General features: G+C 47.2%; 19 protein-coding genes. 8 read left to right on the forward strand and 11 right to left on the reverse strand.

The genetic code is table 11. From position 1 onward, the window contains the following. Nucleotides 1-71 precede the first annotated feature (71 nt). A complete protein-coding gene (locus tag AYO36_RS06335) occupies nt 72-773 on the forward strand; it encodes a hypothetical protein (protein ID WP_064299811.1) in 702 nt (233 codons plus the stop codon). On the opposite strand, the gene AYO36_RS06340 is transcribed toward AYO36_RS06335, so the two are convergent. Both AYO36_RS06340 and AYO36_RS06345 read right to left on the reverse strand, forming a co-directional pair. Further along, nucleotides 774-1,802 carry an ABC transporter permease gene (locus tag AYO36_RS06340; protein WP_064299812.1) on the reverse strand — a complete coding sequence of 343 codons (1,029 nt, stop codon included), beginning with the start codon at nt 1,800-1,802 and terminating at the stop codon, nt 774-776. Beyond that, nucleotides 1,802-2,518 carry an ABC transporter ATP-binding protein gene (locus tag AYO36_RS06345; protein ID WP_064299813.1) on the reverse strand — a complete coding sequence of 239 codons (717 nt, stop codon included), beginning with the start codon at nt 2,516-2,518 and terminating at the stop codon, nt 1,802-1,804. The genes AYO36_RS06340 and AYO36_RS06345 overlap by 1 nt, the downstream gene beginning before the upstream one ends. 154 nt (nt 2,519-2,672) lie before the next feature. Here AYO36_RS06345 and AYO36_RS06350 point away from each other — a divergent pair, with 154 nt between their 5' ends. The 3 genes from AYO36_RS06350 to AYO36_RS06355 are packed head-to-tail and all read left to right on the forward strand — an operon-like array spanning nt 2,673 to nt 3,786. Beyond that, a complete protein-coding gene (locus AYO36_RS06350) occupies nt 2,673-3,260 on the forward strand; it encodes a TetR/AcrR family transcriptional regulator (RefSeq protein WP_197484507.1) in 588 nt (195 codons plus the stop codon). After that, on the forward strand, nt 3,257-3,397 hold the full coding sequence (locus AYO36_RS16745) for a hypothetical protein (RefSeq protein ID WP_156501827.1): 141 nt from the start codon (nt 3,257-3,259) through the stop codon (nt 3,395-3,397). The genes AYO36_RS06350 and AYO36_RS16745 overlap by 4 nt, the downstream gene beginning before the upstream one ends. A 23-nt stretch (nt 3,398-3,420) precedes the next feature. Further along, complete coding sequence (locus AYO36_RS06355) at nt 3,421-3,786, forward strand: hypothetical protein (protein WP_156501828.1); 366 nt, start codon at nt 3,421-3,423, stop codon at nt 3,784-3,786. 1 nt (nt 3,787) lies between these two features. Here the strand turns inward: AYO36_RS06355 and AYO36_RS06360 are convergent, their stop codons facing one another. From AYO36_RS06360 to AYO36_RS06370, 3 genes are read right to left on the reverse strand one after another with little or no spacing between them, the layout of a single operon-like run. Further along, nucleotides 3,788-5,041: a hypothetical protein gene (locus AYO36_RS06360; protein ID WP_064299816.1), complete on the reverse strand. Its 1,254-nt coding sequence runs from the start codon at nt 5,039-5,041 to the stop codon at nt 3,788-3,790. A 30-nt stretch (nt 5,042-5,071) separates the two neighbouring features. Then, nucleotides 5,072-6,328 carry a hypothetical protein gene (locus AYO36_RS06365; RefSeq protein WP_064299817.1) on the reverse strand — a complete coding sequence of 419 codons (1,257 nt, stop codon included), beginning with the start codon at nt 6,326-6,328 and terminating at the stop codon, nt 5,072-5,074. 5 nt (nt 6,329-6,333) lie between these two features. Next, nucleotides 6,334-6,996 (reverse strand): hypothetical protein, encoded by a 663-nt coding sequence (locus AYO36_RS06370; RefSeq protein WP_064299818.1) that lies wholly within the window; start codon nt 6,994-6,996, stop codon nt 6,334-6,336. 157 nt (nt 6,997-7,153) lie between these two features. Between AYO36_RS06370 and AYO36_RS17120 the strand changes: the two genes are divergently transcribed. Next, nucleotides 7,154-7,276, forward strand: coding sequence for a hypothetical protein (locus tag AYO36_RS17120; protein WP_255359375.1), 123 nt, complete (start codon nt 7,154-7,156; stop codon nt 7,274-7,276). A gap of 201 nt (nt 7,277-7,477) precedes the next feature. Here the strand turns inward: AYO36_RS17120 and AYO36_RS06375 are convergent, their stop codons facing one another. From AYO36_RS06375 to AYO36_RS06400, 6 genes are read right to left on the reverse strand one after another with little or no spacing between them, the layout of a single operon-like run. After that, nucleotides 7,478-8,005, reverse strand: a complete 528-nt coding sequence (locus tag AYO36_RS06375; RefSeq protein WP_064299819.1) for an HAD-IIIA family hydrolase — start codon at nt 8,003-8,005, stop codon at nt 7,478-7,480. A 17-nt stretch (nt 8,006-8,022) separates the two neighbouring features. Next, nucleotides 8,023-10,659, reverse strand: coding sequence for an ABC transporter permease (locus AYO36_RS06380; protein ID WP_064299820.1), 2,637 nt, complete (start codon nt 10,657-10,659; stop codon nt 8,023-8,025). A gap of 14 nt (nt 10,660-10,673) precedes the next feature. Further along, nucleotides 10,674-11,090: an NUDIX hydrolase gene (locus AYO36_RS06385; protein ID WP_064299821.1), complete on the reverse strand. Its 417-nt coding sequence runs from the start codon at nt 11,088-11,090 to the stop codon at nt 10,674-10,676. A 52-nt stretch (nt 11,091-11,142) separates the two neighbouring features. After that, a complete protein-coding gene (locus tag AYO36_RS06390; RefSeq protein ID WP_064299822.1) occupies nt 11,143-13,785 on the reverse strand; it encodes an ABC transporter permease in 2,643 nt (880 codons plus the stop codon). A 19-nt stretch (nt 13,786-13,804) separates the two neighbouring features. Then, a complete protein-coding gene (locus AYO36_RS06395) occupies nt 13,805-14,572 on the reverse strand; it encodes a hypothetical protein (RefSeq protein WP_064299823.1) in 768 nt (255 codons plus the stop codon). Nucleotides 14,573-14,599: 27 nt separating this feature from the next. Beyond that, the gene (locus AYO36_RS06400; protein WP_082202561.1) at nt 14,600-15,295 is read right to left on the reverse strand and encodes an ABC transporter ATP-binding protein; all 696 of its coding nucleotides are present in this window, start codon (nt 15,293-15,295) and stop codon (nt 14,600-14,602) included. 168 nt (nt 15,296-15,463) lie between these two features. Here AYO36_RS06400 and AYO36_RS06405 point away from each other — a divergent pair, with 168 nt between their 5' ends. Genes AYO36_RS06405 through AYO36_RS06415 form a run of 3 tightly spaced genes read left to right on the forward strand, consistent with a single transcriptional unit; the run spans nt 15,464 to nt 18,140 of the window. Further along, nucleotides 15,464-16,321 carry an efflux RND transporter periplasmic adaptor subunit gene (locus AYO36_RS06405; RefSeq protein WP_064299824.1) on the forward strand — a complete coding sequence of 286 codons (858 nt, stop codon included), beginning with the start codon at nt 15,464-15,466 and terminating at the stop codon, nt 16,319-16,321. Beyond that, nucleotides 16,321-16,998 (forward strand): ABC transporter ATP-binding protein, encoded by a 678-nt coding sequence (locus tag AYO36_RS06410; RefSeq protein WP_064299825.1) that lies wholly within the window; start codon nt 16,321-16,323, stop codon nt 16,996-16,998. Before AYO36_RS06405 ends, AYO36_RS06410 begins: the two co-directional genes overlap by 1 nt. Further along, nucleotides 16,995-18,140 carry an ABC transporter permease gene (locus AYO36_RS06415; protein WP_064299826.1) on the forward strand — a complete coding sequence of 382 codons (1,146 nt, stop codon included), beginning with the start codon at nt 16,995-16,997 and terminating at the stop codon, nt 18,138-18,140. The genes AYO36_RS06410 and AYO36_RS06415 overlap by 4 nt, the downstream gene beginning before the upstream one ends. The last annotated feature ends 8 nt before the right edge of the window (nt 18,141-18,148 follow it).

The following is an 18,148-nucleotide window of genomic DNA, read 5'->3' on the forward strand; positions in this document are numbered from 1 at the left end:
CCTTTCATGGTAACATATGGGAAAAGGTCTTGTGTCACTGATTTCAATTCGGTTTGGAGGTGCAGGATGAAATGAGACATCGAATCATTGGAATGACTTTTTTGACGTGCCTAGTCCTATTTTTAGGCGTCATGGGTGTAAAACTATCGTATCAAGCATTGATTGATCCACCGATTGATCAATCGACAGGAAACTGGGTATATATTCCGGGCAAGATCTTACCGACTAAAAAAGTCATCTATGTGAAAGAAGGGCACATCATCAATCAACCGAATTCTTCCAAAAGCGGGCACGAAGGTTATCGGAAGGAACCTAAAAAGAAAAAACCGGTTGAGCTAGGGAAAGGTTTCTTGACAGATGCGATCAATCAAATCGTACGTGTGACTCCTTGGATTGTCGCTCTAGTCATCATCTACCTGTATCGTCGACAACGATTCAACCGTATGAAGTGGTCATTTCCATCAAAGCATCAACCGAAACGAACCGCTCTATCGCTTCCGCTAACGCCTGAAGCCGAGTCCTCGTCAGAAGACAGTATGCTTGATTCAAAAATTCGTGAAGCGGTGCACGCGTTCAATCGGTCACTTGCTCCAGTGCAACAACGGCGGACATATGAAACGCTGACGGAGTGGTTAACACGTTTAGAGGTCACGGTTCCGCATGAGATCTATCAACTCGTTCGATATGCTGATATTCCGGAACAGACACTCGATCCCTCTCGACGGACTGCTTTCCTTGAACAGCTTGAGCAAAATCAGACACGGCTTGTGTAATCAGCCGTGTCTTTTTTGGTGTCCGCGATACTTATTAAGAGCAAGCATGTTCAACAAGAACAAGGCTGCTCCATAAAGGAATAGTCCGAGCCAGTACGGCCAGATGCTTGACCACCCGTTGCCGTAGACGAGCACCTCTTTGATCGCACTCGCTCCGTAGAAGATTGGGGTGATATATCCGATGTTACCGAGTCCGTACGGGATCAGATCGAGCGGAATCAAACCCGAGAAGAAGATCTGTGGAATGATCGTAAAGGGAATCAACTGGACGACCTGCAGCTCAGACTGAGCAAAGATTGAAATCGTTGCGCCGAACAAGACTGCGACGACGGCAAGTCCAAGCATCGTCAGAAAGACCCAGATGATCGAGCCTTCAGATGGTAAGTCAAGAACGGTCGTCGCGTACAGGACGACAAGAATTGCCTGGATGGAAGCGAAGACGCTATAACCGAGCGTATAGCCGAAGATGACGTCGGTTTGGCGAATTGGTGTCATCATCAACCGCTCGAGCGTGCCGCCACTGCGTTCCTTGACGAGTGCCATTGCTGACAAGATGAAGACGAAGAAGAATGAGAACAGCGATAAAAAGACGAAGCCAAGCGCATCAAAGGTCGATTGATCAACATCTCCGTACAGATAGTTCGTCTCGAGTTGCATCGTCGGTTGCAGCGATGCCAGTCCAGCTTGAATTTCGCGTAACGCTTTGGAACTTTTCGTCGAAGGTTCACGGAGGTTCAACGCTAGCTGATTGTCTTTCATATCTAAGACGACGTCGACCGTTTCATGGTCCTTGAGATAGGCGTCAGCATCGCTGCCGTTATACGTTTTAAGCGACAGATCCTGTTTTTCGATCGCTTGTGAGACTGGAGTCGGTACATCTTGACTGATGGCGACGACTGGCGTGTAGTCATCGTTTCCAAGTAGGAAATAGATCAAGGTGAAGATTAATAATGGAGCAAGCAAAATCAGTCCGACGCTTCGTTTATCGTTCAACGTTTGACGGATGACCCGTCGTGCGAGTTGCCACATCACGTCACGTCCTTTCCAGCGAGCAGGAACAGTTCCTCGACCTGACCGTTTTCAGTCTGTGCGAGCAAACGATCGAGCGGATCGTAGGCGATGATCCGACCGTTATAGATCAATGCTGCCCGGTCGCATTCGTTGATTTCATCCATGACGTGGGTCGAGACGACGATCGTCGTACCTTGCGCACGAATCGCTTGGAATTGATTCCAAATCTGGCGACGTAACACGGGATCGATCCCGACGGTCGGCTCATCCAGAAATAGGACGCTCGGACGATGCAGGATTGAGATGGCGAGGGACAATCGTTTCTTCATCCCACCGGAATAATGGCGAACGAGCTTTTTTTGATCATTCGTTAAATCGACGAGTGTCAAGACCTCCTCGATGCGTTTTGCTAAATCCTGACGGGACATGTTGTATAGGGAACCAAAAAACTGTAGGTTCGCAAGCCCCGATAAATCCTCATACAAAGCATCGTTTTGTGGCATGAAACCAATCTGCGATAACATCTTGAAGCTTGGCATCGAAGTGTCACCAATCTGAATTGTTCCTGCGTCCGCCTGAATCGCACCAATCATTAAACGAATCAGCGTCGTCTTACCGGAACCTGACGGACCAAGTAAGCCACAAATTTCACCGGACGGAATCAAAAGATCAATCTGTTGGAGAACGTTCTGTTGATGAAATGATTTTGATACACCATGTAATCGTAAATCCATCGTATTCTCCCTCCTTTTATGAAATAATTATTGAACAACGTGTTGATTAATTTCATTATAAAAGGGAGAGAAACTGGGAGCAATGACCAGTTAACGTTCATCTGTCGCTTAAGCGACAGATTTCTACAAAATGTTGAAGAAAGAGGCGATTTCGATGAAAAAACAGGATTTACGCGTTATCCGGACTGACCGGAGGATTCGTGAGACGTTCCTTCAGCTGATCGACGAAGTTGGTTTTGACGCCGTGACGATTAAGTTGTTGACGGAACGGGCGGAAGTCAACCGCGGGACGTTCTACCATCATTACGCGGATAAATACGAACTGCTCGAGCGGATGACGAATGAGGTTTTTGAAAAGATCGAAGCGACGTTCGAACGCGAGATTCCATTCGTCCTGATCAACAAAACGGAGGACTCACCATACCGACGAATCATCCCGTTTCTAACGTTTCTTTATGAACACCGGACGCTGATGCGGATCTTACTCAGTCCGACGAGTGACGGGATGTTTCGGAAGCGGGTCCGTGATTACATGCAACAAATTCTGTTCTCGGGACTACCGGAACAAGGAGAACGGCTCGTTCCAGAAAATTATCTCATTGCCTATCTCTCAGCCGCCCATCTCGGTGTCATCGAATCCTGGTTAAGCCATCCAAACGAGACATCGCCGGATGAAATTGCGCGAATCATCTTTACGATTTCGATGGAAGGACCGTTTCGAGCAGCGGGGTTCCGGCGATGAGTCTTGAGCAAGTGTTAGAAAAAGTCGTCGCGTGTTTGCAGCATGAACAGATTCACTTTGGTATCGGGGGTTCATTATTGTTACACCATCATGGACTGCTGTCACTCCGCGCGACATCGATCTCGTCGTCGCGTTAGCGGACGCCGAACGGGCAGTCCTATTGTTATCTGAGATGGGAACTGTCGTTGAACAAGACGAGACGTCACTTTATGCGACGGAAGTGTTCCAGGAATTTATCATCGAAGGAATCGATATCGATTTGATGAGCGGACTGCAGATTCGTCATGGTGAGGGCGTGTTCATCTATCCGTTTGATGAACAATCAATCGATTCAGCTGGACTATCGTTCATGGCACTCATCGATTGGTACGTCATCTATCAACTGATTCCAGGACGGGAACAAAAGGGCGCGATGATTGAACAGTATCTCACGAAACAGGAAGTGGACCATGAGCGACTGGAACAGCTGAGACGACTCGTTCTTCCAAAAGCAATAAGGAATCGGATAGATCAATGGCTGAACTAACTCATAAGTCGCGCAATAAAACGACTTCGTTCGTTGCCGGTAAGTAAGCATGAACGGAGTCGAGTAGTCCGCAGAGGACGTACTGATCGAGCGCCTGGTCGAAGACATAATATGGCTTTAATGTCAGATAAGGCATGAGTGCGTCACGTATGGCTTCTTTGGGCACGCTATTAGGCAACGGTTGTGACGAGTCATGGTAGAGCGCGATAATCGACTCGTTATCAACGATTAGGCTGACTTCATAAGTTTCTTCAATCAGGAGAATCGTCAAACGACGTTTATGAGCGAGATTTGGGTCGTCATGTGTCCGGCGTACTTTCACGTTAATGAATGGAAAATCCCGATAGATTTCCTGAATCGTCCACGCTCCTAACTCCTCAGGATACTCCGCAGCGATGAGGTCTACAGCAATTGACTTACAAGTCATCAATGTCCCATCGGTCAACGGTCGGTAATCCGGGTGTGGCGTTTGAGCTTCGGCATCGCGTGCCGTGACGGCGTCTCTCCGTTTAATCAATTTGCGCGTGTAGGAGAACGTAGATGGTTTGTCCCATGTCACGATCTCATTCATGGCAACGGACGAAGTGTCTGGATCACTAAAGGGATACGTGAGCGAGTCGTTTTGAGAAACAAAGATTTCCTCGATTGTATGCGCCTGTATTCGTTGTTGATCACCAGGAGCTGAAAAGAACCGTATCTGTTCTGTAATGATCGGTGTGATTTGAACAGGTGACAGTGAAAACGATTCAGTCGGATAATTGTTGCTCAGGGCGGGGGTTCCATACACACTGAAAAAATCAAGCGCTCCGTCGTCCGTCAATTCAAGCGAAATGAAAAAACCAGGGAAGAGGCGAATTCCGTTTTGGCAGCTGACATACTGATACAGCGAATCTTGGTGCTTCAGTAACATGAACTCCTGGTCGAACGTCATTCCTAATTCTTGCTCTAGCCAGGAAGTTTGTGTGTCTGAATCACGCAAGTCCTCTGGAAGAGAATAAATTGTGACATCACCATGTTTGTTGATTGATGTCGTTCGTCGTGTAGCTGTATCGACTTGAATCTCTATCGTACCGTCTGGATAACTCTCGTCTTCAGACCAAGGGCCGTGATTGATGGGGAACCAACACGTCTCAAGCGAATATTGCGTTTCACCACGAATTTTTTCACGGCGATAGAAAGTTTCATGTAAAACATAATCGCTCAGTTGATATTTATCTTGAATATGGGAGATTAAATCTTTCGTTAATGGATGCAACTCGTTCACTCCTTCGTATCTATCTTCACTTTATAGATTGCGCAATAAAACGACTTCATTTGTTGCCGGTAAGTAAGCATGGTTCGAGTCAAGTAAGCCACAAAGAACGTATTGACCTTTTGAAGCGGCAAACACATAACGCGGCGTGAGTAAAAGGTACGGACGTAATGCGTTGAAGATGATGTCTTGCTGCTCATCCTCGAGCTCCGGTGCGCTAACGGAATCGAACACGGTATGGAGTTCCTGATCGTCGGTCAAGCTAATCCAGTGAAGCGTCTTTTCGTCAAGGAGAATCGTGACGCGCCGATGCTGCTCAACATAGGACGTCGGATGCGCGCGTGACAATTTGACAGCAAGGTAGGGATGTTGCCGGTAAATGTGACGAATCGCCCATTGTCCTGATTCACTAGGGTAGACGTTTTGGACGATTTCTTGAATCGTAATTCGACAGGCGTTCACCGTCTCTTGCTGGATCGGACGAAAATCAGGATGTTCGGATTGCGTGATCACATCCTCTGCTGTCACGCTTACTGCTGATTGGATAGGATGGCGTTTGAGAATTGAAGAAGACGGATTTGTCCACGTTAAGATGTCATTTCGATCGAGTGACGACGTGAAATCCAGTTTACTAGGCACAAGGATAGACCCTTCTTGCGTCACGAACGTCTCGACGACGGTATGCGCGTATTGATGTCCTGGTTTTGTATAGGAGAACCATTTTAGTTGTTGTTTAGTTAGCGATTCGATGTCCTCGAGCGTTAAGGCGAAAGGTTCCTGTTTCACATGATGATCAAGCGGATGAGGACCGTATAGGAACAACTCATCGAGTTGACCGTTGTCCGTTAACGTCAGATGAATGAAACAACCGGGAGACAGCCGAATCCCTTCATGACAACTCACATAACTAAAAAAAGTGTCGTTTTCTTCTTCTACCATAAAATGCGTACCATGGATCATGTCGGTCTCTGATTCGATCCAAGCCATCCGAGTGGTTGGATCACGTAAATCGTTCGGAACGGAATGAATCGAGGTCGGACCGTGTAAGGATAACGTCGTCGTTCGTTTCGTAACAGGGTCAATCGTAATCTGCACGGTTCCTTCGGGAAGCATCGTGCCATCCTCTTCCTCGATAACATATGCACCTCGCGGAATCCAAAACGTTTCAAAAGAGTAAACGGTTTGGTCGTTTATTTTGTGTCGAGCGTAAGATGACTCATAGAGAATGTAATCATTTAACTGATACTTCTCGAGAATGTATTCAATTAGCTGTTTTGTTAAAGGATCCAAAGGATTCACTCCTTTTCTTGTACGTCTTCTGTATCGTCAACTAAGGTCGGAACGACGAAGTCGGGTAAGGTATTAAACAGGCGATCGGCCGTCTCAAAAAACGGTTGATTCGAGACAATATTCACGACATCTGCATCGTAGCTGAACGCAAAGATAGACATGTTTTCCTGCATGAAGACGATGACCGTTTTTTCTGGTCTTTCGGAGTAGTAGTGCGTTCGGTATTCAATCCGGAAGACATTTGGTTTGGTCGACCAGATGACAAGATCATTCCAACTCGCGTGGGAATGTAAGTAAGAATACAGGTGTTGAAAATCGGTAACATGCTTCAGTTCAGCGACGATGAAACGTTTGTCCGCAAGTGGTGTTAAATCATTATATGTAATTGAACAAAAGCGACATAACGCTTCAAACTCTTCTTCGACATAACGATTCACCTCTACACAGACGAATAGTGGGAAAGCTTGTAATCGATGAAACCACTGCTCAAGAAATGAACTTTCAAACGAGGAGGATTCATCGTCTGGATTCGTAAAGATGCTAAAAGCTGACGTGTAGTCTTGTTCGATGACGAAGCGCAAATTATCAGGGTCTGAAAAATCATTTGGAATCAATTGAAGATCATCATCGTAATAATAAGGCATGTACTCAAATGTTAATTGCAACATATTCACCTCTGTTTCGTACGTTCAGTGTAACGTGAATCCCTTCATAATGAAGGAGAATTGAAAATTATTACATAATTGTAAGGGTTCAAAATATAGTGAATGTAATATTATAGTAGAATAAATATAAGAGAACCATTGAAATATAGGAGGAAAAAAAGTGTCAGATTTTAATCTAGCTATGAACGTGTTATTCGGAAGTGTCCATATCATCCTCATGGCGATGGCTGTTCCATCGATCATCTACGCGCTTTATCTATTACGAAAAATCGCTAATAAATGATTGCAGGGATTTATTGGTAATAAAAAGAAGATAGTTAAAGTACCTACGCATTATTTAAAGGAGGCGATGACATGTCATTTTGGACATGGTTTGCAATCTTATTTGTGTTAGCGGTTAGTGTCTACGCATCTTCTCAACCAAAACGTTCGAAGAAATAACAAAGGCGCGACTTCCATTGTGGAAGCGCGCCTTTTCGTTTATTCAGTTTTGCGTATCGAGCCAAGCGATCGCGTCCGTCAAGTTGTCGGCAATGTAGTCAACGTTTGCTTGTTCCATTCGGTCAGCGTAATCACGAATGGAGCTCTCTCCGGCACCGGTTCGAACTAAGATTTTGATACACCCGGCGTGCGCAGCAGCCATCATATCACTCCAGCGATCCCCGATGACGACACATTGCTCGAGTCGGAGATCGTGTTTTGCTTGTGCCTGCCATAATAAATTTGGTGATGGTTTGCGACAAGTGCAGCGATCTTCCGCTGCATGCGGACAAATCAGCGTATCATCAAAGCCGAAGCTCTGTAATTCTGTTCGAAAATCCTCTTCGCGGGCCAAGCCTTTTGAGATACCAGGTTGATTCGTAAACGCAATCAGTAAAATCCCTTGATTACGTAAGCGTTCGATTAGCGAAGGAACGTAAGAAAATAACGCAAACGTTCCAGGGTAGTGGACGGTGGCATCTCCACCAATCGTTCCGTCCCGGTCAAGAAATATTGCCTGAATAGAATTCATGTGTACAACTCCTTAGTTTACGAAGCATCTTTTAGTTCTTGATACGGTTGGACACGTGCGGCCAGTTGTGCTGGGATAAAGGCAGCGATGACACCGAACAGAATCGGTAAGGAAAGCGATACGCCAATCAACAACGGTTCATTCCACGGAACGAGATCGTACAAGACATAAATCGTCGAATAGGCAACGATCAGTCCAATGATGCCGGAAATTAAACCGACGAGGAAGCCTTCGAGGACGATCAACTGACGGATCGCGCCGTTCGTCCAGCCGAGTGCTTTTAAGACGGCAAGTGAAGCGCAGCGATCGGTGACGTTTTGCCACATAATCTCTCCCGTCGTCAAAATAGCGATCGTAATCGCAACACCCATCGTCACGTAATGCATCGGACCGACTTGCAGGGCAACGAACTGACCAAGCCAAGACGTATAAAGGACACCCTGTAAGTGGAACGTCACGAATAAGAAGAACGTCAGCAGTGCCGTCGGTAAAGCGATCGAGAGGACAGACAGGCTATTGCGCTTCCACTTCCCGATCAGTTCCTTCAATGCGAGTGTCACCGTCGAACGAAGCTTCAGTCCGACACGAGCCGCTTTCGCGTATTCGCCGGTCTTAATCGCTTCATACGGTGAGATGCGGCGAATCGTCCACGCTGACCAGGTTGCACCAGCGAGATAAATGACGAGACTGAATAGCGCGATCCAGAGAAGGCTCCAGCCGTTCATCGCTTCGTTACGAACATACGAGAAGACTCCTTCGACAATCAAGGCAATCGTAGAGACGAATCCGGCGAGGATCGCCGCCTCGATCAAGACGATGTGATACAAATCCTTTGTCCGCCAGCCGAGTGCGAGTAAGACGGCGAATTCTTTCCGGCGGGCGAGCATCGAGACATAACTCGTCGCGAGGACATAGACGATCGCGACCGCGAGCATCGCGAAGATAACACCGGAAAAACCGACGCTCGTCTCGCGGAAGATCGTCATCGCAGCACCGATGTGGATCCATGGTTGTTCAATCCAGCCGAGCGTCTTCCCGTCATCGAGAACCTTCGTGACGACCGGTTGTGGGGAAGAACCTTTGGTGATAGTGACCATCAATCCGGTTTTCTGTTCGATTTGCTTTTTCACGTCTTGGAGTAGTCGCTCCGACTCTTCACTGACGGTCGAAGCCCCCTTGATTTTAAGACGAATCGAAGAAATCGCTTGTTCTCCATTGACTGCTCGCGCGCTGTCAATCGTCGTCAGGATGTTTGGAGAACTCGTCAACAGTCCGACGGGATTACCAGACGTATCAATCGATTTCGCTGGGTTGACGGGTTCGCCCTTCGCATCTAAAATAAGATCGGCAGACGAAGGACGATAAGTTTCCATTGGTAACTCGTTCAGCGGGTCTTTTGAGACCTTGATTTTATTAGGATCGTATAAACCAACGACTTTAAATTGTAAAAATGGAAAGATGATACTAGATGAGCCCGGTTCTGGTCTTTTGACCTTTTGTCCCATTGATGTGAGGGAACGAAACCCTTCATCAGAAATAAGTTCCTTATCAAAACCGATTCCTGAAATTCGTGTCGGCGTCGCGGATACTTCAAAAGCTGTGCTCCATCGGCTTGAAAACGGACTAGCCGTTGATTGGAATCGAAGAGGACCGGATTGATAAACCAATTGTCCTCCTTCTGCATATTCAGAATCCGTTTGTAAGCTGTTTGTCTTTTCAACCATCGTTCGCAGATAGGTTTCTTCTACTTTAGCGGTTGGGATGGACAGGTGTTGAATATTCTTAGCGGGATAAGAGGCAAGAGGAGAATCGATAATAGACCGTTTTGGTTGTGATTTGATGACCTTATCAATTAGTTTTTGCTGATCTTGTTCGGTTTGATAAGGAGCATCGAGACGTTCGATATCATAGTCGTAACTTCCTTTATTAAAGGAGTTCGGATTTACTAAAATCGGGATGATGTTTCGATTATTAGCAGTATCTGACTCATGGTGGTCGGTCGAATTGAAGTATCGGGATTTGTTCGTCGTACGCACACTCTTGTCCAAACCGACCAGCCGTGCTTCTTCTTTTGGATCAATACCGACGATCAGGACTGGATTTCTAGCGACAGCCGTTGAAAAACCATCAATTTGTTCAGAAATGAATGAAGCGTTCTCAGGAACTTGAACTTTTGTTCCTTGAGCAAGATGAAGCACAGTTTTTGATTGTCGCTCCTTCTTGAAGCCGTTTTGAATATAAGTGGTTTCTGTAAAACGATAGATTCCTGGTGTGGAAGGAATTTTAATCGCTTTTTCAAAGGAAACATTAGACATGACATACCCCATGACAGCGACCGGGGCTGCAATATCAACCTCATTCATTTGTTTGATTTGTTGATATTGTTTAAACGAAATCCCACCATTGATCCCATTGAGATAATTCGGTTCGAGTAAATTATTTGATTCCGTCGTCATCTGACTGCCTTTCGGTCGGACGACGATATCATACGCAGACGACCATTTCTTTTGTAACGTCTGTTCGACCGTTCCTTGACTGGAGTCGGTCAAGTTGAACATCAAACTGAGCCCGGCACTGATGATGAGGGCACCGACAAGCGTCAGGATGAATTTCCCGCGCTGCCGGCGCCATTGATTTAAGACAAAACGGAACATCGTCATTCCTCCTTTTATGGGGTAAAGGCTACGAAAAATGGATGAGACTGTTCATCTAAGATATGTAAGATTCGTTCGCTGAAGTTCGACCACGTTACGCGTCGTAACACTTCTTCGAGCGGGAAAAAACCGACTGCTAAACTTTCGCTGCTCGTCTGCGGTTGACCACCAATCGCTTTTGCAAGCCAACAGGTCGCACAGACATTCGCCTCAAGGTTTTGATAGATGCCGCAAAATTTCACGATTTCAATCTCCATTCCAGACTCTTCTTTGACTTCGCGAATGATACCGTCAGCTGCACTTTCCCCGGGCTCGACGATGCCACCTGGAAACTCCCAGCCACGATCCGGTCCTTGGATCAAAAGAATCTCGTTTTGGTCATTCAAGACGACCGCTCCTGCTGATAACGAATAAATCGATGTCGGTAACATAGACTTCCTCCTGTGAAGAGAGGGACAACGTCTGTTGCCCCTCCGCCAAATATTAAGATGCATCTTTCAGTTCTTGATACGGTTGAACACGTGCTGCCAGTTGTGCTGGGATGAAGGCTGCAATGACACCGAACAGAATCGGTAGGGCGAGCGATACGCCAATCAACAACGGCTCATTCCAGGGAACAAGATCGTATAAAACGTAAATCGTCGAGTAGGCGACAATCAGTCCAATGACTCCGGAGATGAGACCGACGAGGAAGCCTTCAAGGACGATCAACTGTCGGATTGCGCCGTTCGTCCAGCCGAGTGCTTTTAGGACGGCGAGCGATGCCCTACGATCGGTGACGTTTTGCCACATGATCTCACCCGTCGTTAAGATAGCGATCGTGATCGCAACACCCATCGTCACGTAATGCATCGGACCGACTTGTAAGGCAACGAATTGACCGAGCCATGATGTATAGAGAACACCTTGTAAATGGAACGTCACGAATAAGAAGAACGTCAGCAGTGCCGTCGGTAGAGCGATTGAGAGGACGGATAGGCTATTGCGCTTCCATTTCCCGATCAGTTCCTTTAGTGCGAGTGTCGCGGTCGAACGAAGTTTCAGTCCGACGCGAGCGGCTTTCGCGTATTCACCGGTCTTGATCGCTTCGTACGGTGAGATGCGGCGAATCGTCCACGCCGACCAAGCGGCACCAGCGAGGTAGATGACGAGACTGAACAGCGCAATCCAGAGGAGACTCCAGCCGTTCATCGCTTCATTACGGACATATGAGAAGATGCCTTCGACGATCAAGGCGACTATTGAGACGAATCCAGCGAGGATCGCCGCCTCGATCAAGACGATTTTGTAGAGGTCCTTCGTCCGCCAACCGAGTGCGAGTAAGACAGCGAATTCTTTTCGGCGGGCGAGCATTGAGACATAACTCGTCGCGAGGACATAAACGATGGCGACGGCGAGCATTGCGAAGATGACACCGGAGAACCCGACGCTCGTCTCGCGGAAGATCGTCATCGCAGCACCGATATGAACCCATGGTTGTTCGATCCAACCGAGTGTTTTGCCTTGTTCGACGACTTTCGTGACGACCGGTTGTGGGGAAGAACCCTTAGTGATCGTCGCGATGAGGCCAGTTTCTCGCTCGATTTGTTGCTTCACGTCTTGGAGTAATTGTTCTGACTCTTCACTGACGGTCGAAGCCCCTTTGATTTTTAGACGAATCGACGAAATCGATTTTTCACCATATGTCTCTTTTGCAACATCAAGTGTTGTTAGAATATGTGGTGAGTTTGTCAGTAGTCCAACCGGATTTCCAGACGATTGAATCTTTCGAGCTGGATTGATCGGTTGTTGTTTTTCGTCAAGAACTAAATCAGCCGTTGACGGTCTGTACGTCTCCATCGGTAACTGATTTAGCGGATCTTTTGAGACTTGAATGTTATCAGCATCATATTGTCCGATGATGTTCATCGAAAAATAAGGTACGACGTAAGGGAGCATTCCCGGATCTTTCGAGTTAAATTTTTTGCCCGTCGATTGAATCGAGCGATAACCGAATGTAGGGACATTAGTTTCAGAAAAACTCCAATTTTTTAATTTTGTTGGAGCTGTTTCAACGGCATACGCATTGGACCAGCGTGTAGGAAAGGGACTTTTAGTAGTCTTGTATTTTAGTGGGCTCGTTTTAAAGAATAGACCCGTCACATTGGAGCCAGAAGCGTCACGATTCATGAATCGTGTCGTTTTTCCATTCAATGAATTTAAAAAAATACGTTGCATGTCCATGACGGAGACTGTTTCCGTCTGTAGAACTTTTGCTGGGTAGTCATTTAAAGATGAATTAAACGACGTTTTGTGCAGGTCTTCTTTTGCAAGACGATTGACAAACGATTGTTGTTCTTTGTCAGTCGAGAAGGGTACCTTTAATTTTTCGACTTTAAATAAAAAATTACCACGGCTCACGGCATCGGGATCGATGATGACTGGAATGGAATGGAATGAGCCATCACTTCCTCCTTTACGATATTGATCCGTTTCTTCAAAATAGCGTGAATTTTTATCTTTAATAATACTCTTATCCAGTCCGACAAGTTTAGCTTCTGCAACTGGATCGATTGCAACGAGCAGTGTCAGGTGATTCATCGTAAGATCTGAAAACTCTTTTATCGGTCTGGTAGAGAATGTATTCTTCTCTGGAGCAGGAATTTTTAATCCTTGGGTAATATGATAGGACTGATTATAAAGACGCTCTTTTTTAATACCCGAGTCATCGTATTCTTGCGTCGTTAACCGATATACGCCGTCTTCTTTTGGAAAGTTTAACACTTGCGGAACGTTAACATTGATGCTTGCATAACCCATCACGGCGACTGGTGCCGCAATTGCAATGTCGTTCATTTTCTTGATGGTTTCGTATTGCTCGAAGGAAATACCACCACTAATGCCATTCAAATAGTTCGGTTCTAGTAAATCATTCGACTCACTTGCAAGCTGACTTCCCTTCGGTCGTACGACGATGTCATACGCAGACGACCATTTCTTTTGTAATGTCTGTTCGACCGTTCCTTGACTCGAATCGGTCAAATTAAACATCAAACTGAGTCCGGCACTGATGATGAGCGCACCGACGAGCGTCAGGATGAATTTTCCGCGCTGCCGGCGCCATTGATTGATGACGAAGCGTAACATATGTAGTCTCCTTTGCTTGTTATTGGGAGAGCTGCGTCTTTAAATAACGCGTAAGATCTTGTTCGAAATGGTGAATCGCTTGTGCATCGAGTGCTTCTACTTCTGCTTGCGCTGCGTAGCGGGTGACGAAGTAAGGGGAGAGTGGCGTCACCAGATGAATGCGCTCCGTCCAGTCTGTCAACGATTCGTGGCTTCGCCGTCTGAGGGCACGTGGTAATCGTTGATTAAAATCAAATAGCATCAGGCGTAATGATTCTTCAGGCGGAGTAAGCATCGATTGAAGGTTTGTTTGTTGGACATAACTTTCAGACGATGGTTGGACCCAATGGTTTGCTTCACTTTCAAATTCTCGTGGTTGTGATGAACGTCGCCGACGACGACGAATCCGGTATGCTACGAAAGCAACCAGTACAAGTACAGCGGTGAAGAATAGAATGTTGTTGGAGGATGTGCCTTCTACAACATTCAAAATAGAAAATGGAGGAAGATCCTTTACTTTTCGATCGCGTGGTGTGCCTCCCGTATTTTTAATTTGTTCATCGGACTCACCAAAATCGATGCCGTCTTCTCTCTCATCAATTTTTTCATCGAAATTACAACTGTTTTTTGTGAAGAATAAATTGGATAAGTCGTTATGATTACATCCCCGCACGATCGTCGTCTCCTGTTCCGAGAAGTCCGCATTCTGAAATGCTTCATATACGGATTGTGTCGATACCGACAGCAACAGAAAAACGACAAGTGAGCCGATGAAGCTCGTGATTAATTTGGCACGAAACGTGTGCAACGCGAGACACCTCCTCATTAACAATACTTAGACACTTTGCACCGTACGCTTCCGGCGATCTTCAACGATTCGTCCATCCTGCATGAAGAGAATCCGGTCAGCACGTTCGGCGAGTTCTAGGTCGTGTGTGACAAATAAAACGCCACATTTAGCTTCACGATGCAGCTCTAGTAACAGCTCGAAGATTGCGTCACCGGTCACGGAATCGAGATTACCGGTCGGCTCGTCCGCGAGAATCCATTGCGGATGATGGAGCAGGGCACGGGCGATCGCGACCCGTTGTTGTTGACCACCGGATAATTGAGCCGGTAAAGCATTCCGTTTGTCGTCGAGTCCAACCCGTTCGAGTAACTCGAGAATCCGCTCCTCTTGATTGAAGGATGTCTTTTGCTTTAACAAGGCGACCTTTAAGTTCTCAGATACCGTCAGTGCCGGTAATAAGTGAAACTGCTGGAAGATGAATCCGATCTCTTGCGAGCGAAATTGCGATAACCGTTTGTTCTTCCAAGACGTGATGTCCTGTCCGTCATAAAGAATCTGACCGGACGTCGGGCGATCGAGTGAACCAAGGAGACTCAGGAACGTTGATTTTCCAGACCCGGATGGACCGACGAGTGCCGTCACCTCACTTTGCGAAAACTGACCGTTTAGTTGATGCAAGACGTCGGTCCGGATACCGCTTCGTTCGAATGTATGCGAAATATCTTGAAAGGTAATATCCATATGACCACTCCTTTTACATAATTTGGTTATGTTCAGTGTATTATTTTTAGAAAATTTTGTCTATTGCGTTTTTATTTCTGACCAAACCACTTTTTTTACATTTGTTCATAGTTGGTTCATAACTTCTCCTTATGATCGGATTAACACCAATCAAGGGAGGCATTTAACATGAAACGAACACGCAAGAAATGGTTATGGATCAGTGGAGGGGTCATCCTGGTACTCCTATTAATCGGTTCCACGCTCTTTTTAGGACGAGGAGAAGCACAAGGAACGAAGGAGGTCGTCGAGTCGAAGACATTAAAAACATTCTTCTACTTCTCAGGCACGCTTGAAGCGAAAGATCGACAGACGGTCATCAGTGATCGTGATGTCCGTATCACCGACGTTCGCTTTGAAGAAGGAGATACCGTTAAGTCGGGTCAAACGATCGTCAGCGTCGAAGGAGGAGAAGATTTCAAGGCACCTCGCTCCGGACAGCTCGTTCGTCTTGACGTCACGGAAGGCGAAGCCTACGCCCCGAATACTGTCCTCTTCGTTGTTGCAGACAGCAAAGAGTTGATCGCTCGTCTGAAAATTGATGAACAAGATATCGAACGGATTGAAGTTGAAGATACGATCGAACTACAGACAGATGCATCTGATGAAACCATCAAAGGGAAGGTCGAATCGATTAGTCCGGAAGCTGTGACGGAAAATGGAAGTACGTATTTCAATGCAAAGGTATCGGTACCGAGTTCGTCAAACTGGTTACCCGGCATGACGGTCGAGGGACGTTTACCATATCAACTCGCACAAGATGTACCTGTCTTATCGCTCGATGTCATTTCGTATTCGAAGTCGAATCGTCCGTATGTATATGTGAAAAAAGACGGGGAAACGACTCGTCAATACATCGAGACGGGCGTGACGGACGGACAGGATATTGAAATCAAGGATGGATTGTCCGCCGGAGACGAAGTCTTCCTGCCGAGTGAAGACGGTGGTTCCGGTCTTCTTCCAACTCCACCAGGAGGTGCGTCCTGATGCCGGTCGTTAATTTGCAAGAAATCCAAAAAACTTACGGTGAAGGAACCAATCGTCACATCGTCCTCGATCGAGTATCGCTGACGATCGAGGCTGGTGAATATGTGACGATCCTCGGACCTTCGGGTTCAGGAAAATCAACGCTGATGAACATCATCGGATGCCTCGATGTCGCTTCAAACGGCGTCTATCGCTTGCAGGAGCAGCTCGTCCACGATCTATCCGAGGATCAGCTAGCGACGATTCGCAATGAAGAGATTGGCTTCATCTTTCAACAGTTCCAGTTGCTACCGCGCATGAGCGTCTTACAAAACGTCGAATTACCGCTCATCTATGCCGGCGTCTCGCGCAAAGAGCGCCGCGCACGATCGCTTGAGCTCCTGGAACGTGTCGGATTGACAGATAAAGCCGATGCTTTACCGAGTCAACTGTCCGGTGGTCAACAACAACGGGTTGCGATTGCCCGGGCGCTCGTGACGCGACCGACGATCTTACTCGCCGATGAGCCGACCGGAGCGCTCGATCAAAAGACAGGGAAACAAATCATGGAGTTGTTCGAGAGCCTCTCAGAGGAAGGGAAGACGATCATCATGATCACACACGATGTCAATATTGCTAAGCAAGCCCGCCGGATCATCCGGATCGAGGATGGTCAGGTGACGGAGGTGACGACATGATTCGCGAAACGTTACGGATGGCATGGTCGAATATCTGGCATCATAAGATGCGGTCGTTCTTGACGACGCTTGGTGTCATCATCGGTGTCGCATCGATCATCGCCTTGATTTCGATCGTCAACGGCGCGACGGCCTCAATCAACGAAGAGGTCGCGTCGTTCGGTGCCAATAAATTAACGGTCCAAACGACAGAGACGCCGTTGAAAGAAGGATTATCACCTGCACAACTGGAAGAGTTAAACACGATTAAAGGAACACGCGGTGTCTCACCGACCGTTTCGACGGTCCGGGACGTCCGTGTCGAAAATCACACGCTCGACCAAGTGACGATCGAAGGACGAAACCACATCTATTACCGGGAATCAGAAGATGTCCCGCAAGGACGTGGTATCGTCATCAGTGATGTGAAACAACAGACGCATGTCGCCGTCGTCAGTCCGTCCGTCGCCCGGACGCTCTATCCGGGTCAGGTCGCGATCGGTAAGACGATCAAGCTCGATGGACTCTATTACCGGATCGTCGGTGTCAGTGACGCGGATGGCGATCAAATCGTCATTCCCTATACGACAGCCCTGCGGACGCTTGGGGTGACAGCCGTTAAGCAAGTGGATGTCTTCAAGACGGACGCGGCAGACGTCGCGACCGTCAAACGGGATGTCTCGGCAAAGCTGTATCAATTCTATAACGGACGCGACGATACGTATGACGTCGTCAGCTTGGATGAAGCACTCGATTCGATTGACCAAATCAATACGATGCTCTCGCTCCTGTTGACGGGTATTGCGTCGATTTCCTTGATCGTCGGCGGAATCGGTATCATGAACATGATGCTCGTCTCGGTCACGGAACGGACGACGGAGATTGGCTTGCGAAAAGCACTCGGTGCGAAACCACGTACGATCCGCCTACAGTTCCTCTTGGAATCGATCTTGCTGTCCTTGATGGGTGGGCTGATCGGGATTCTTGTCGGAGCGATGCTCGCATTTGGCGTCAGTCTGATGATCAGTACACCGTTCACACTCTCCGTGAGCACGATTCTGCTTGCCGCCGGATTCTCGATCGGTGTCGGCGTCTTGTTCGGTTATATGCCAGCGCGAAAGGCATCTCGTTTGAATCCGATCGATGCCTTACGAAATGTTTAAGTGAAGGA

The sequence above is a fragment of the Exiguobacterium sp. KKBO11 genome, from assembly GCF_001644945.1.
Lineage (GTDB): Bacteria > Bacillota > Bacilli > Exiguobacteriales > Exiguobacteriaceae > Exiguobacterium_A > Exiguobacterium_A abrahamii.